Below are 16235 nucleotides of genomic sequence, written 5' to 3'. Positions count from 1 at the left end.
GATTCTGGTCGAAAAAACGCCAATCTATCGGTTAATCGAGGTGCGGTTGCCAATCGATCGGGGCTTTGCCTTGCGCCTCAAGCAACTGATTGGTTTGCGAAAAGTGGCGACACCCTAAAAAGCCACGATGCGCTGATAACGGGGACGGGTGCGGCGCCATCAGCACATGATGACGCTGACGATCAATCATACGACCTTTCTTCTGAGCATGTGCTCCCCACAACAAGAACACGATGCCTTCGCCATTCTGATTGAGCGCATCGATCACACGATCCGTAAAGGTTTCCCAGCCCGTGTTGGCATGCGAATGGGCTTTGCCCTGCTCCACCGTCAAGACGGTGTTGAGTAAGAGAACGCCTTGGTCAGCCCAGCTTTTAAGGTAACCGTGATTGGGGATTTGAAAACCGGGAATATCTTGCGCCAGCTCTTTATACATGTTGACTAAAGAGGGCGGTGTTTTGATGCCGGGTTGCACAGAAAAGCACAGCCCGTGTGCCTGATTCGGCCCATGGTAAGGATCTTGGCCCAGAATCACCACTTTGACTTGGTCAAATTCGGTGTAGCGAAAGGCGTTAAACACATCTTTGGCCGGCGGAAAGATCACCTTCCCCGCGTGTCGCTCCGCTTCCACAAATGCCAGTGTGTGCTGAAAATAGTCTTGCTGTTTCTCGGTGCCAATAACGTCATGCCAAGTCAGTGACTGAGTCATAAAAGATCCTTATTCCTTGAACAATAAGGGCGATTGTACCCTGATTTGCTCTTCGTCGTCAGGCGTCTATGATGACTCAGTGTTTGACGGGCATCGCACCAACTAATGGTGGGGACGACTGCGTTGTGGTGAACGATGATGCCCTTGCCCATGTACATGGCGGTTTGGCACCGGCATGCGAGGAACAGCGCGAGCAATGGCGTGAATTGCAACAGGGTGAGCTGAGTTCATATTGACATCCTTACTGACATGACACTTACACGAAAATGTAATGAAAGAAAGATGCCAATAGTGTGAATCTGCTTGAAATTATGACACCTGACGATGAAATTCGCGCAATGTGTTGATCTCATCCGCCCAAATATCCGGATCAATCGTTTCTAAAATCAATGGGATACCATTGAAGCGCGGATCTTTGGCAATGTATTCAAAGCAGTGCCAGCCGATCTCCCCTTTCCCCAGCGAATGATGACGGTCGACGCGGCTGCCATGGGCCGACTTTGAATCATTAATATGCATTGCCCTTAAATAGTGCATGCCCACAATGCGGTCGAATTCGGCAAATGTGGCTTCACACGCTTCAGGGGTGCGCAGGTCGTAACCGGCGGCAAAGGTGTGGCAAGTATCCAGACACACGCCGACGCGCGATTTATCTTCAACCTGATCAATGATTTCCGCTAAGTGTTCAAAACGCCACCCGAGGTTAGTCCCCTGCCCAGCGGTGTTCTCAATCACCGCAATCACGTCAGGAACCGCCTGATGCGCAAGGTTGATTGATTCCGCGATCGTACGCAGGCATTCGCTTTCGCTCACTTGCTTTAAATGACTGCCGGGATGGAAATTCAACAACGTGAGCCCCAATTGCTGACAACGTTCCATCTCATCAATAAAGGCTTCACGTGATTTTGCTAGCTTGTCAGTTTCCGGCGCGCCGAGGTTAATCAGGTAGGAGTCATGCGGCAAAATATGTTCTGCGGCAAAGCCCAAACGCTGGCAATTGGCTTTAAAGGCACGAATGGTTGCCGCTTCAAGCGGTTTGGCCACCCATTGACGCTGGTTTTTGGTAAACAGCGCAAACGCATTGGCGCCAATCTCTTTGGCACGCAATGGCGCCTGATCAACCCCACCCGAGGCGGATACATGGGCGCCAATAAACTTGTTTTCAGAATCGATTTTACTGTTTGTCATTTAATCACTTCACACTTTCAGTTTGGCCGCCTAACTGCCTGATCTCATGTCATCGCCGACGGGTTATAGGTGTATTTTGTAGTAAAATTACAACAAAATACAAATTAAACTATGTTTTAAACTTTAAACTAAATTGTAAATACTTTGTTTTTAAACAACTTATTGACCAAAATCAAAGTATTCCCCTTGAAGAAAATAAGGTTTTTTGTTGTTTTTTGACCTAAATCAATACTATCATTATGGATATTGGCTATATAATACGAAGCTCAATAAAATTTGAAAATTAACACCAATAAATGCCACGTTTGTGGACTAGGAGATAGTGATGATCCAAGGTATTCAAATTACTAAAGCCGCTAATGATGACCTACTTAACTCCATTTGGCTAATCGACAGTGAAGCCAATGAAGCACGTTGTGTTGCCGCCGTTGCCGGTTACGACGCTGATCAGGTTGTTGCGATCAATGAACTGGGTGAATTCGAAAGCCGTGAAGTGGCGATTGAAACCACACCTCGCATTGAAGGTGGTCAACACCTGAACGTGAACGTGCTAAAACGTGAAACGTTGGAAGATGCGGTTGCGAACCCAGAAAAATACCCACAGCTGACCATTCGCGTGTCAGGCTACGCGGTACGTTTTAACTCGCTGACGCCAGAGCAGCAACGTGACGTGATCGCACGTACATTTACAGAATCTCTGTAATCTCAGATGCATGAAAAAAGCGGCGCCGATGAGGGCGCCGCTTTTTTTATTCTCTTTAGCCACTCACGTGAGCCAATTAAGGCTGCACTTTGACCAGCAAGGCTTTCAGTGCGTCAAAGTCATTGTCGAGATCAACCGACAGCAACTCCATGACCGCATGTTTGGCAAGCGGCGCTGGCAGTTCGATATCCGTTCCTAAAATCTCATCGACGACTTCTTTAAATTTCGCCGGATGCGCCGTACACAAGAACAGACCGGTTTCGCCCGGTTGCAGTTGCTCGTTGAGCACGCGGTACGCAATCGCGCCGTGTGGCTCACACAAATAGCCGAGCGCATTAAGCTCTTGCACCGATTGCGCGCTTTCGTGGTCAAGCACCGCCCCTTTGCCCAATGTTTCCAGGCCCCAATCTTTCAGGCGGCATAGCTCTTCAATGCGTGGCCAGTTGTTTGGCTGACTCACATCCATTGCATTTGACGTGGTCGCGACCGTCGGTTTCGGATCCCATTGACCGGTTTCCAGATAACGAGGTACCGTATCGTTGGCGTTCGTTGCGGCAATGAACCGTTTGATCGGCAGACCCAGCGCTTTGGCCAGCAGGCCCGCCGTCAGGTTACCAAAGTTACCACTCGGGACCGAGATCACTAGATTCTCGCGCTCTGCCTTGCTCATCTGCGATGCTGCTTCAAAGTAGTAACAGATTTGCGCCATCAGGCGGCTGATGTTGATCGAGTTCGCGGAGTTGAGGCCGATCTGCTGACGCAGCTCAGCGTCATCAAACGCTTTTTTCACTAGCGCCTGACAAGCATCGAAGTCGCCATTAATGGCCACGGTATGAATGTTTTGACCCAGCGTACAGAACAGCTTCTCTTGTAGTGGGCTGATCTTGCCTTTCGGATACAGAATCACCACGTTGATGTCTTCCATGCCGTAGAAGGCGTGGGCCACCGCCGCACCGGTATCGCCCGATGTTGCGGTCAGAATGGTGATTTTACCGCCGTTCGACACCGCTGCCAGAGATTGGGCCATAAAGCGCCCCCCGAAGTCTTTAAACGCCAGGGTTGGACCGTGGAACAGCTCCAGCGCATAGACGCCATCTTTGACTGACTGAATCGGCGCAGGGAATTGGAATGCCGCATCCACCATCGCATTCACTTTGTCTTCCGGTAGCTCATCGCCAATCAGCGCAGACAGAATCTTGGTGCTGCGAGAGACGAAATCTTCCGCCAGCAGCGCATCAATATCGTCAAACTTGGGTAATTCCGACGGGAAAAACAGACCTTGGTTGCGGCCTAACCCTTGGCGCACGGCTTGGCCAAAGGAGACTTGTTCATCATTTTCTTTTATGTTGTAAAGCTTCATAGCTCACTTCCTGTAACTTTCGAACCGTTCTTGTCGAGGCGACAAATGTGCACGAATCCTTCTTCATTTTGGACGTAGTTTTGTTCAAGCCAACGAGCGACACGCTCTGCGACATCTTTATCTTTGCATACGCTAAACAGCGTTGGACCACTGCCTGATATCCCGGTCGCCAGTGCCCCTGCAGACGCCGCGTATTTACGCGCATCGGCAAAGCCCGGCAGCAGTTTCTCACGATATGGTTCTGCGATCACGTCTTTGATCATTTTCGCCGCCAGCTCCGGCTGGTTGGTATGACACGCATGAATAAAGCCCGCCAGATAACGGCCGTGTGCGATGATGTCCTGACGACGATATTGCGACGGCAGAATCGCGCGCGCTTCCGCGGTCGAGACTTTGATGCCCGGATACGCCATCACCCAGTACCACTCATCAAAACAAGGCACTTCCTGGCTGATGATACCGAGCTCTTCCAACATCAGTTGCACGCCGCCCAAATAGCATGGCGCCACGTTGTCGTAATGCACACCGCCGGAAATTTTACCTTCCATTTCTCCCATCAGTGCCAGCAACTCAGTGTCGTTCAGCGGTTGGCCATGGAAACGGTTCAGTGCATCGAGTGCAGCCACAATCGAGCAGGCACTGGAACCCAGTCCTGAGCCGATCGGCATGTTTTTCTCCAGCGTCATGTCCAGCGGTTTGAGGGCAATCTGCTTTTTATCCAGCTCGCGCGCAAACACGGTCCAACAGTCGTACACGATGTTTTCTTTAGGATCCGTGGGCAGCTTAGAGACGAAGCTGCCCGCTGTTTTCAGTGTGAATGGTTCGCTGCCCAACTTGACCTGCACGCGGTCACCCAACAGAGTGCCGTCGACTGGGGACACCGCGGCCCCCAGCACGTCGAACCCCACACTGACGTTACCAATGGATGCCGGCGCATAAACAACGACACTCATATCACTTGAACTCATGGATTAAACCCCTAATTTCCAGCCTAACGTACGCATCACATCCGCGAATACGCCTGCGGCAGTTACTTCTGTCCCGGCGCCATAACCGCGCAGCACCAGAGGAATTGGTTGATAGTAGCGGCTGTAGAACGCCAGCGCGTTCTCGCCATCTTTAATTTTGAACATTGGGTCATTTTCATCGACCATCGCCAGACGCACGCGGCATTGACCATCGGCAATTTCACCCACGTAGCGCAGGACTTTGCCCTCTTGAGCCGCTTGATCGCCCAAGGACTTAAAGTACGCATCGGCCTGTGGCAGACGTGCCATAAACTCATCCACACTGCCCGACGCATCAAAACCCGGCGGCAGTGCCTGTTCCACGATCACGTCGTCTAGCTCCAACACCATGCCTGATTCACGCGCCAAGATCAGCAGCTTACGTGCCACATCCATGCCCGACAGGTCATCGCGCGGATCCGGTTCCGTAAAGCCTTTGTCTTTGGCAACCGAGGTCGCTTGGCTGAACGACAGCCCTTCATCGAGTTTGCCGAAGATAAACGACAGTGAACCCGACAAAATACCGTTGAATTTTTCCAGCTCATCGCCTGCGGCAATGAGGTTTTGCAGGTTCTCAATCACCGGCAAACCCGCACCAACAGTTGTTTCATACATCAGCTTACGGCGAGAGTGACGCGCCACTTCACGCAACTGGTAGTAATACGCCATGCTGGCGGTATTGGCTTTCTTGTTGGGGGTGACCACATGGAAACCCGCGGCCAAGAAATCGGCGTATTGGCGCGCGATGTCATCGCTTGACGTGCAGTCCACCAACACCGGGTTGATGATGTGGTTGCGTTGTACAAGGGCAATCAAACGTGCCAATGAAAACTCTTCGGTGGCAGCGGTCATGCGATCGCGCCAATGATCCAGCGGCAGGCCTTCGCTATCAAGCAGCAACCCTTTGCTGTTGGCAAGGCCACATACACGGATCACGATGCCTTTATCGGCCAGTTTGCTTTGTTGACGGTGGATCTGATCGACCAGCTCACCGCCCACACCACCCACGCCGACCACAAACACATCAAGGAAGTGTTTGGAATTGAAGAGGTTCTCGTGACACGCTTTGATCGCCGAAGAGACTTTGTCTTCTGGGATCACCGCGGAGATCGCGCGCTCAGATGAGCCCTGCGCAATCGCAACAATATTGACGTGCGCTTCTGTCAGTGATGCAAAGAACTGCGATGCAACGCCACGCGAAGTCCGCATTCCGTCACCCACCAGCGTGATGATCGATAGATCTTCCATGAATTCAACCGGCTCGAGCAGGCCATCTTTGAGTTCAAGCTCAAAGGTTTCCGCCAACGCTTGTTGCGCCAGTTGTTTGTGCTCTGCTTCAATACAGAAGCTGATGCTGTATTCCGACGACGACTGTGTAATCAGCACAATGGAGACGCCCGCAGCAGACATGGAGCCAAACACGCGGCTGGCCATCCCGACCATGCCTTTCATGCCTGGGCCAGACACGTTCACCATGGTCAGGTTGTTGAGTGTGGTGATGCCTTTGATGGCCAGCTTATCTTCGCCAGTATCTTGGCCAATCAGAGTACCTGGGCCTTGTGGATTGAAGCTGTTTTTAATTAAGCAAGGAATGTGGAATTGAGCAATCGGCGCGATGGTTTTCGGATGCAGAACGGACGCACCGAAGTACGAGAGTTCCATCGCTTCTTGATAACTGAGGGATTTCAGCAGACGCGCATCGTCCACCAAACGCGGATCACAGTTGTAGACGCCATCCACATCGGTCCAGATTTCGCAGCACTCGGCGCGCAGACACGCGGCCAAAACCGCCGCTGAATAGTCGGAACCGTTGCGGCCAAGGCAAACGAGCTCGCCTTTTTTGTTCCCCGCGGTAAAGCCCGGCATGATGTTGACGTGATGCGCTGGCAGTGGATTTTGCTTGAACAGCTGTGTCGACGCGTCGACATCCACCATGGCTTCTAAGTAATCGCCTTTGGCCAGTAAGTACTTCACGGGGTCAATCAGGTTGGCAGCCAGCCCTTTGGCTTCCATCACCGCTTTCATCAGTTGAATGGAAATACGTTCCCCTTTACTGATGATGCGCGCATTCACGTTGTCGGGACACATGCCCAGCAAGCTAATGCCGTGCACGTACTGACGCAGTTTCGACATCGACGTACGCACTTGGTTGTCAAAACCGCTGCCGTCCAGATGAGGCAACACCGCTTTGATCGCGTCAAACAGCGCTTGGAATGATGCTTCCAGCTCGGCGATCTGTAATTCCGCCTCACCATTGCGCAGTGCATTCTCAATCACAGCCACTAACTTATTGGTTGTTTTCCCTGGCGCGGACAGTACAACGGCCACTTCTTCCTGCTGTGCATTGTTGGCAATGATGTCAGCCGCTCTTAAAAAACGGTCAGCATCTGCTAACGATGAACCTCCAAACTTTAATACTCGCATCCCTTCCTCCAAACTCTCTGAAAATTGGTATAAAAAAAGGCCTGTATCGGTTGGGATACAGGCCTTTTTTGTGAATTTTTTACGCTCAGCAGCCTGCCCCAACATGCGTCATGTCGGTAATAATAATGGTCGTGGTCATTACTACTAGGCTGTTATTAATCATAGGAATCTTGCGTAACTCGTGTGTTTGCGTGCCTTTACGTTTAACCCATTTTTGCGCAAAGAGTCAACGAAAAATTTGCTTTTTTTCGCTTCTCTTTCAATTCTTACGTCTAAATCGCTAAATCATCAGGATTCATATGCTAGGGTGACATGCAGATAACCGAACCATCATTCCGACATAACCAATCGCTATAACAATTTGAGCAGCAACCGGTGATATTTTGTGCTTAAATTGGGGTTGCCGCAGTGGAAAGCGAACACCCAATCATCACAACAAGGAGGGTATCATGAAGCACATTCTTGGTATGGTATGCCTCGTGATGGGTTGTGCCGCGCACGCCGTAGAACTCCCCGCCTTGCCTTCCGAACAAAACCGGTCTTCACACAGTATGTTCTTGTACAGCGAACCGGGTAATCAGGGGTTTGACAGTTGGGTGGTCGATGGCGGGTACATGTATAACGTATTTCGCAATGTGGATTTGTATGTCGGCGCGCGCGTCAACTCATCGATCAACGGCGGCGAAAATGGGTTTCTCAGTGGCGTCAGCTACAAGGTGAGCGAGCGCTTCTCACTCAAAAGCACTCTCTATTCGGTGAACAAACTTAGTGAAGACAATAAACGCGTTGACGTCTTATCGGCCGAAGTCTCCAGCCGCTTGCACCTGACCGAAAATCTCGATTTGCACGCCACTCTCGACTATCAGGAGTGGCAGCAAGGCATCGAGTTTGGTCTCGGCTTTCGGTTCTAACTCAGCGTCAGCTCGACAGGCGACAGGAGAACTCCATTCCAGTCGGCGTAGAGGTAATCGCCCGGCTGAATCATCTGGTTATGAATCGTCAATGTGACATTGACATCCCCCGCACCACGCTTCTCTGTTTTGAACGGGCAAGCCCCCAGCGCTTTAATGCCGAGATCCATCTGGGACATCGCCACCACATCGCGCACCGCACCATTGATGATCACGCCTTCCCATTCATTCTCAATGGCGGAAATGGCAATTTGGTCGCCCATCAGCGCTTTTTGGCAAGAGCCATGACCATCGACCACTAACACTTTCCCTTTGCCGTTTTGGCTGAGTATTTCTTTCACTTTCGAATTGTCGTGATAACAGCGTACGGTGACGATTTGTCCCCAGAAGGCACTGCGCATACCGAAATTTTGTAACGGCAGCTCCAACAATGTCACTTGCGATTCATATTGATCACAAATATCCGGTGTAATATCTCTCATCATTCCTCCATGATTCTTGTTGTGCTTGTTATTTAAGTTTTTCTTGTAACGAGCCTAACGACACCGCCCTCCCGTCAATACAAGAGTGCAACATCAGCTCATCGTTCATAACGTAATAAATCGCATTCTGGTCAAAGTCTCTGGCCAGCTGCAGCGCCGTGTCTAAAGGCATGACCACGGCAAAACTCTCTTCAAACCAGTCGAAATGGTCATCTCCGACCACCACTTCAGACCAATCATAATTCATCAACTTCTGTTGTAAACGTTGATTATTTACGCAATTCTCATTATTCGACAACCTTTGGCTTTTCGGGTTCCATGCCGTGATGATGGCGAACGATCGCTTGCGCAACGGGGATTCAAAGGCAAATCGGACACGGGAGTAGGCTTGCCACAGTTTTTTATCTATCGTCATTGTTCTCGTATTTTTACAACTCGTTATTACTATTCATATCTGTTACATTCCAACTCTTGATGTAAAACAACAAAGTTGTTGGAATTAACAACAGGCCGTTGTTAGCATGCTGTTAACATTATAGAATTCGCTGCAAAGCCTAGTAGAACTGTCGAGGTATTGGATCTCAATCGCTAGTGTTATCCATGGATGGCGGGCAATCAAAGTCGAGACTTTGTCTAAAAACTTTGGTTTATTATCAACATAATTTTACTTGTATGTTATGTTTTTGCCTAGAATGAGTTCTATTAGCACATTTTTTTCACAAGTTTAGGTACCGCCAATGCAAACCCCGCAGATTCTAATCGTTGAAGACGAGCAGGTAACTCGTAACACTCTTAAGAGTATTTTTGAAGCAGAGGGATACGCTGTTTTTGAGGCCAGTAACGGTGAAGAGATGCACCATGTGCTGTCCGACAACCCAATCAATTTGGTGATCATGGATATCAACCTGCCAGGTAAAAACGGCTTGCTGCTGGCTCGCGAACTTCGCGAACAAGCAGATGTAGCGCTGATGTTCCTGACTGGTCGCGACAATGAAGTAGACAAGATTCTGGGTCTGGAAATCGGTGCAGATGATTACATCACGAAGCCATTTAACCCACGTGAGCTCACCATTCGTGCACGTAACCTGCTTAGCCGTTCAATGAACGCAAGCACAACACACGAAGAGAAACGTTCTGTTGAGAAATACGAATTCAACGGTTGGGTACTGGACATCAACAGTCGTTCACTGGTTAGCCCTGACGGCGACAGCTACAAGCTGCCGCGTTCAGAGTTCCGTGCACTGCTGCACTTCTGTGAAAACCCAGGCAAGATCCAGACTCGTGCGGATCTGCTGAAGAAAATGACTGGCCGTGAGCTCAAACCTCATGACCGCACCGTAGACGTGACCATTCGCCGCATTCGTAAACACTTCGAATCTGTGTCTGGCACACCGGAAATCATCGCAACGATTCACGGCGAAGGTTACCGTTTCTGTGGTGATCTGGAAGAGTAATTTTCCAAATCAACGAACACAAAAAAGCCTCTGCATGCAGAGGCTTTTTTATGCTTTACCGATCAGTACACTTTGTCGATCGTGACTTTGTGTTCTACCAGCCAAGTTTCGCCTTGGCTGTCACTTAAGCCCAACGCCACGCTGACTGGCTTGTTCAGATCGATTTCAATGTCACTCTGGAACACCACTTCCCACATGTTTTCACTTTGGGTACGCAGTTCCACGTCATCACCGTCAATGGTCCACATCTCATCGCCCTGCTTAATCACCACCATGCTGACATTCAGATCCGCCGGAAGCTGACCGGACGTTTCCAGAGTCAAGGTGCCGTTGAGATTCTGCGAATCAACATCCTCTCCGACCTTGGGCATTTGATCGGTCCAGAGGTTACTTTTGAGCTGAATCGCCGTGTCTGAGAACATGGCCAAATTGCTGTGCTGCCAGTTGACGGTATGCGTCGCACACGCGGCCAAGACTGTACTCGCTAAAACCAAAAGCCACTTTTTCATGTTATTTCCTCTGCGCTAACCACTGTTTCAGCACCAGAATATCATTCTGGTATTCATTTTTAATTTCATCGACCCAATCGGTGATGTTTTCCCACCATGCCGGCGCATCCGGCGATTGCGCTTTCTGGGCCACACTCTGAATGTGTTTCAAACCAATCGAGCCTGCCGCCCCTTTAATTTTGTGCGCTTCCGACGCAATCCCCGCCTGATCTTTGGCCACCATATTGGAATCAAGAACCTCGATATAGCTTGGCATCATCTCGGCAAACATTTCAATACTGTCGAGCACCGGCTGCGGCCCCACAATGTCAATGTAGGACTCCAACATGGGCAAATCGAGTAAACGTTGATACAACTCATCTTGCGCATCCAGCAGCTCTGGCTGCGGCGAAATGGCCTGCACACTCGGTTTGTCGATGTGATGCACCACTTTGTTAATCACATCCTGCACGGCTTGTACGGACAGCGGTTTGCTGATCACATCATCCATGCCTTTACGTTGATATTCGCCTTTGTCTTTCAGCACGTTGGCCGTCAAAGCCACCAATGGCGGCAGATGCGGATACGTGTCTCGGTAGTACTGAGCAATGTCAAAGCCGGTCATGTCCGGCAATTGAATATCGAGGAACACCAAATCGTATTGATCCGGTTCGAAGACGGCTTTGGCCTCTTCCCCGGTCATCGCGACCGACACGGTATGGCCTAAGCTTTCCAGCAGCGAGCGAGCCACGGTGACGTTGAGTTCAATATCTTCCACCATAAAGATATTTAAGCTCTGTTGCTGTATAGGTTGCGGCTCAGCCACGCTCCCGTGTGACAATGGCACGCATATGGTGACGGTGAAGGTGCTGCCAAATCCCTCTTCACTGCTAACACTGATATCGCCGCCCATCAGATTGATCAACTGGCGAGACACCGCCAGCCCAATGCCGGTGCCGACCGCGTGTAAGTTATCTTTGCCTGATTTAACCTGATAATACATGGCGAAGATCTTATCGAGCTCCGATTCTGGAATGCCGATCCCGGTATCTTCAATGTCCATCACGATATTGGCGAAATCCCCCTCAACCTCAGCGCTGACCGACATTACCACGCCACCTTCTTTGGTGAATTTCATCGCGTTGCTGATCAAGTTCCACAGCACCTGACGCAGGCGCGTCGCATCCACTTCCACCAGCGCTGGTAAATCCGTCAACCGTTCGAGATCAAAACGCAGTCCTTTCTGCTCGGCCATTAACGCCGAGAGGCTTTCGAGCTCAGCAACAAACTCCTCGAAATTGAGCGGCGCCGGGAATAACTCCAGTTTGCGACGGTCAAATTTATCCATGTCGATGATGTCGTTGAAGATATTGCCCAGCGTCACCGCACTGACATTGATGGTCTGCATGTGTTTACGCTGCTCGGGATCAAGCTGGGTATCCAGCAGCATACGGCTTAGCCCCACAATGCCGTTGAGCGGGGTGCGCAATTCATGGCTGATGGTCGAAATAAAGGTGGTTTTGTCACGGCTGGCTTTTTCCAAAGACTCTTCATGACGCTTACGTTCCGTGATATCGCGCCCAAAGCCCACCAAACCCAAATGACGACCATCTTTGCTGTAAAATGGCACTTTGCGCAGCTCGAAATAACTTTTACGCCCATCCGGGTATTCCAACCACTGCTCATACGTCAGCGAACGGTTGTTATCAAACACTTGCTGGTCGGTTTCAACGATCGACTGCGCGATCTCTTTGCGATACACATCCCATGGCGTCAACCCAACCAGATCACTTTCGCGCTTGCCGGTCAGCTCTTCCATCGCGCGGTTACAGCCGGAGAATTCACATTTGGAGTTGCGGTAGTAGATCAGATCCGGTGACGCATCGATGAACGAGCGCAGCAGCGCAGTCCGTTCTGCCAATTCAACCTGGGTTTTTTCACGCTGATAGACTTCGTTCTCCAGATCCACCATCGCTTCTTCACGCGCTTCTTCGGCCTTGATCCGCTCTTCAATTTCTTGATTGAGCTTGACGATGTTCTGTTGCAGCTTCTGATTGAGTTCCTGATCGCGTGAGCGCATGTCCTTGAGCTTAGAGACCAGTTTGGATAAGCGTTGACGTGACTCTTCCAACTGATCGACCACCACCGACAGGAAATAGACCGCCCAGGGCGTGATCAACAAACCAAAGAACACCGAGCGAACAATATCGATGTCGTCGACAAAACCTTTCAGCGCCAGCGTGATACCAACTTGCACCACCACGGCCAAAGCCACTAAGGCCAGCGCCAGCAAAATTGAAAAACGGAGGATGCCCAGCTTGACCAGCAGATCGACATAATACTGGGCGAGATTTTTCATGGGTTTCATGCAAAGCTCCAGGATAAACGTTGGCGTTAGTCTAGCGTGTTTGGCCTATGAACGTCAGCCATAACCGTGACAAGTCGTGGATGAATCCCCCCACGCATGCTCAAAGTGAGATGGGGTGCACGCTGGTTTGATTGCGGCCATTGGCTTTGGCTTGGTATAGCGCGCTGTCGGCCCAAGCCAACATGGTTTCTGGGGTATCCTCGGGTTGAGGAATGCAGGTCACCACACCAATACTGATGGTGATATAAGGCGACACAGTAGAACTCTGGTGCGGGATGGCCAGTTCTGCCAAACGATCGTGAATGCGCTGCGCCACCAATTGAACGCCCGCCAACTCGGTGTTGGGCAAAATGATGGCAAACTCTTCCCCACCATATCGGGCGACGCAATCGGACGAACGGTTAATCACGTCATTGAACGCCTGCGCCACCAAGCGAAGAATATCGTCCCCTTGTAAATGGCCATAGCGATCGTTATACCCTTTAAAGTAATCGACATCGCACAGCATCACGCTCAGTGGACGCTTTTCACGGGCATGTAGGTGCCACAGCGCTTGCATCTGCGCATCAAAACGGCGTCTGTTTGCCACTTGCGTCAAGCTATCTAAGTAACTCAACCGCTCTAACTCTTGGTTGGCCGCTTCCAGTTTCTGCTCGCTGAGATAGCGCTCCGACACATCTCGCGCCATGATCAGCACGCCTCGCGTCCCGGAAATGGGATCACGAAAAGGCGATTTCACCACGTCGTACCATACTTGACGCCCGTTGGCATAGTCCACTTTATCCAGATAACGCAGCGAGTGACCACTTTCCAGCACGCTGCTGTCGGTTTCCGACAAACGGGCATACACACTTTCTGGCACCACATCTTGCAAGCGCTTGCCGATCAATTCCCGCACATCATGCAGCCCCAGCGCGTCAATAAACGGTTCATTACACGCTTGATAAACCATGTTCTCGTTGAAAATGCCGATGGAATCCGGGCTGGCGTCCAAAATGCTTTGCAAAATCGTATCGCGCTGCGCCAGTGCCACTTCCGTATCTTTGCGCTTTTCCATTTCATCACGCAGATTGCGCTCAATGTTGTGCCAGTCCGTCACATCATGACTGATACCCAACACGCCCAAGTTCTCGCCACTGGGCGACATCAGCACCGTTTGATGGGTTTCCAGCAGACAACTGCGCCCATCCGGCGTGGTGGTCCAGCGCTGCTGACTGGCGCGCCCTTTCATCACGCCTGAAAATGCTTCACTGCCTTCGGCTTCACGGCCATGCCAGAATTGATCAAACGCGCGGTTGGTGGCGATGCGTTGCCCATCTAAGTCTTTGACGTAAATCAGTTCCGACAGAGAATCGAAGGCGGTTTTAGAAATGGTCAACGTATTGAGTTCATGGTGGTGTTCAGAGGCAGCATGGTGGTAAGCGACCGCATTGACCAGCCAGACTTGCTGACCACGATAATGAGTCGCGCGCGCGGTCAGTTCAATTTTGTGTTCACCGCCACTGGACAGTGGCCAGTCAATCACCGCCGCAACGTGTGTTTCAGCGCAGCCCGCCACGGTTTGCAGCAGCGATTCTAGCGCCTGCGTTGGTAATGTATGAGGAAAGAAAAAGTTTTTGCCCACGCGGCGAATGCCAAACAGCGAGAACGCGGCTAAATTGGCAAACACCAATTCGCCTTTTTGTGCTTGAAATAGCAGCAGCGCCGCCGGTGAACTGGCCATCAGCAACACCAAATGCCGCTGCAAACGACGATACAGGTAGAGGAAACCGGCGCCGATCACAGCGATCAGCGAGACAAACCATCCCCAGTGTTCCATAAATCCTGTCGCTGCCCACTGCAGTTGATCCATGCTGATGAAAACCTTCAAACACTACCGTTTATTGAGAGGGCAAAAGATAACAGTTTCTCTGGGTTTGATCCGCAACTATTCGATTGGGTGATATTGAAATGGCCGTGCGATGAAGGATCCTTGAGCGCCGTCACGATCCAGTCGGCGTCCAATCTCCGTCATCGCCAGCCAGCGGTTCTCACACCACAACGGTGACAGCAGGGTTGGCCGACGTGCCGACGAAGCCACGCGATGAAAGACCACCTCTGGCGGTGTGCGCTGAATCATTTCACACGCAATCGCGACGTATTCGTCTAGCGTCGGCGCTTCCAATTTGCCCGCACGCCATGCTTTGGCCATGGTGCTGCCTTCAACAATGTGCAGACCGTGCAATTTGATGCCGTCGGTGCCCACGGCAAGCACTTGCTCTAAGGTGGCGAGATTATCGTCTCGCCCCTCTTTCGGTAGCCCGACGATCAGGTGCGTACAAACCTTGATACCCAGCGCGCGGGCTCGACGAGTGATTTCAGCGTAACAGGCAAAATCGTGGCCGCGGTTGATGCGTTTGAGTGTTTGGTCGTTGGCCGTTTGCAGCCCCAATTCAAGCCAAATCTCAAACCCTTGCTGCGCGTATTCAGCCAGCAGTTCCAACACGGCATCCGGCACACAGTCCGGGCGCGTTCCAACACACAAGCCAACAATATCCGCCGCTTTGAGCGCCTGTTCATACATCGATTTCAGCACCTGAACCTCGGCATAGGTACTGGTATAAGCCTGAAAATAGGCCAGATATTTCTTCGCCCGCTGCACTTCACCCGCGCGATCAGTCAGCTGGTCTTCAATGCTTTTGGCCTGGCTCGCTTCATCGGCAAACGACGCCACATTGCAAAAAGTACAACCGCCGCGGCCAATGGTGCCATCGCGATTCGGGCAACTGAATCCGCCATGTAAGGTCAACTTATGTACACGCTCTCCGTAGCGGCGCTGGAGATCTTGTCCAATCGTGTTCACTAACTCATGTAACTGCATGGCGACACCCAAAATAAATACAAATAATTCTCAATTACAAAATGTAATTAAATTACATAATTACACTATTTAGTCACAAATTTTAGGTGTATGAAACGCAGACATCTCTAACCAAAATCAATAAACATTCATAAAAACAGCATTTAACCCTTAATGTTTTACAAATGTTAAACAAGTTATGCATTTGCAAACAAAAAAAGCCCGTAAAAATCCCAGACTTTTCGTTGCATTTTTGCACGACAAAATTGTAGGATACTTACAGTTTTACGCTGTTTTTTGAT

Annotated in this window: 15 protein-coding genes and 1 other annotated feature; of the genes, 4 read left to right on the top strand and 11 right to left on the bottom strand. The window is 50.7% G+C overall.

Translation table 11 applies throughout. The features are described 5' to 3' along the window. Positions 1-31: 31 nt before the first annotated feature. Positions 32-709, bottom strand: a complete 678-nt coding sequence (gene ung / locus ACS18Q_RS02645; RefSeq protein ID WP_014205723.1) for a uracil-DNA glycosylase — start codon at positions 707-709, stop codon at positions 32-34. Between the two features lie 68 nt (positions 710-777). On the opposite strand from ung, the gene ACS18Q_RS02640 reads away from it, so the two are divergent. Beyond that, positions 778-945 (top strand): hypothetical protein, encoded by a 168-nt coding sequence (locus ACS18Q_RS02640; protein WP_014205724.1) that lies wholly within the window; start codon positions 778-780, stop codon positions 943-945. 73 nt (positions 946-1018) lie between these two features. Here ACS18Q_RS02640 and nfo read toward each other — a convergent pair whose 3' ends face one another. Further along, entirely contained in the window at positions 1019-1897 is an 879-nt protein-coding gene (nfo, locus tag ACS18Q_RS02635; protein WP_238825048.1) for a deoxyribonuclease IV, read from the bottom strand. A gap of 325 nt (positions 1898-2222) precedes the next feature. On the opposite strand from nfo, the gene grcA reads away from it, so the two are divergent. Next, complete coding sequence (grcA, locus tag ACS18Q_RS02630) at positions 2223-2600, top strand: autonomous glycyl radical cofactor GrcA (RefSeq protein WP_004724153.1); 378 nt, start codon at positions 2223-2225, stop codon at positions 2598-2600. 76 nt (positions 2601-2676) lie between these two features. Here grcA and thrC read toward each other — a convergent pair whose 3' ends face one another. Genes thrC through thrA form a run of 3 tightly spaced genes read right to left on the bottom strand, consistent with a single transcriptional unit; the run spans position 2677 to position 7391 of the window. Then, the gene (gene thrC, locus ACS18Q_RS02625) at positions 2677-3960 is read right to left on the bottom strand and encodes a threonine synthase (RefSeq protein ID WP_004724152.1); all 1284 of its coding nucleotides are present in this window, start codon (positions 3958-3960) and stop codon (positions 2677-2679) included. Then, on the bottom strand, positions 3957-4913 hold the full coding sequence (gene thrB, locus ACS18Q_RS02620) for a homoserine kinase (protein ID WP_143680236.1): 957 nt from the start codon (positions 4911-4913) through the stop codon (positions 3957-3959). The genes thrC and thrB overlap by 4 nt, the downstream gene beginning before the upstream one ends. 18 nt (positions 4914-4931) lie before the next feature. After that, positions 4932-7391: a bifunctional aspartate kinase/homoserine dehydrogenase I gene (gene thrA, locus ACS18Q_RS02615; protein ID WP_014205728.1), complete on the bottom strand. Its 2460-nt coding sequence runs from the start codon at positions 7389-7391 to the stop codon at positions 4932-4934. 30 nt (positions 7392-7421) lie between these two features. Then, positions 7422-7541: a sequence feature (Thr leader region), on the bottom strand. A gap of 299 nt (positions 7542-7840) precedes the next feature. On the opposite strand from thrA, the gene ACS18Q_RS02610 reads away from it, so the two are divergent. Then, positions 7841-8302 carry a hypothetical protein gene (locus tag ACS18Q_RS02610; RefSeq protein ID WP_038150648.1) on the top strand — a complete coding sequence of 154 codons (462 nt, stop codon included), beginning with the start codon at positions 7841-7843 and terminating at the stop codon, positions 8300-8302. Here the strand turns inward: ACS18Q_RS02610 and ACS18Q_RS02605 are convergent. Both ACS18Q_RS02605 and ACS18Q_RS02600 read right to left on the bottom strand, forming a co-directional pair. Then, entirely contained in the window at positions 8299-8784 is a 486-nt protein-coding gene (locus ACS18Q_RS02605; RefSeq protein WP_004724148.1) for a putative 4-hydroxy-4-methyl-2-oxoglutarate aldolase, read from the bottom strand. The genes ACS18Q_RS02610 and ACS18Q_RS02605 overlap by 4 nt on opposite strands. Before the next feature lie 28 nt (positions 8785-8812). After that, complete coding sequence (locus tag ACS18Q_RS02600; RefSeq protein ID WP_038150646.1) at positions 8813-9199, bottom strand: DUF3293 domain-containing protein; 387 nt, start codon at positions 9197-9199, stop codon at positions 8813-8815. 322 nt (positions 9200-9521) lie between these two features. Between ACS18Q_RS02600 and arcA the strand changes: the two genes are divergently transcribed. Continuing rightward, complete coding sequence (arcA, locus tag ACS18Q_RS02595; RefSeq protein WP_004724146.1) at positions 9522-10238, top strand: two-component system response regulator ArcA; 717 nt, start codon at positions 9522-9524, stop codon at positions 10236-10238. A gap of 62 nt (positions 10239-10300) precedes the next feature. On the opposite strand, the gene ACS18Q_RS02590 is transcribed toward arcA, so the two are convergent. From ACS18Q_RS02590 to ACS18Q_RS02575, 4 genes are all read right to left on the bottom strand, one after another. Then, positions 10301-10747: a hypothetical protein gene (locus ACS18Q_RS02590; protein ID WP_004724145.1), complete on the bottom strand. Its 447-nt coding sequence runs from the start codon at positions 10745-10747 to the stop codon at positions 10301-10303. A gap of 1 nt (position 10748) precedes the next feature. Next, complete coding sequence (gene arcB, locus ACS18Q_RS02585) at positions 10749-13085, bottom strand: aerobic respiration two-component sensor histidine kinase ArcB (RefSeq protein ID WP_441257621.1); 2337 nt, start codon at positions 13083-13085, stop codon at positions 10749-10751. 109 nt (positions 13086-13194) lie between these two features. Further along, complete coding sequence (locus ACS18Q_RS02580) at positions 13195-14946, bottom strand: GGDEF domain-containing protein (RefSeq protein WP_014205732.1); 1752 nt, start codon at positions 14944-14946, stop codon at positions 13195-13197. A 75-nt stretch (positions 14947-15021) separates the two neighbouring features. Next, entirely contained in the window at positions 15022-15954 is a 933-nt protein-coding gene (locus tag ACS18Q_RS02575) for a TIGR01212 family radical SAM protein (protein WP_143680182.1), read from the bottom strand. Positions 15955-16235: the final 281 nt, after the last annotated feature.

Source organism: Vibrio sp. Vf1514 (assembly GCF_052076135.1).
Classification (GTDB): domain Bacteria; phylum Pseudomonadota; class Gammaproteobacteria; order Enterobacterales; family Vibrionaceae; genus Vibrio; species Vibrio furnissii.
This window is presented reverse-complemented; position numbering and strand designations above follow the sequence as displayed.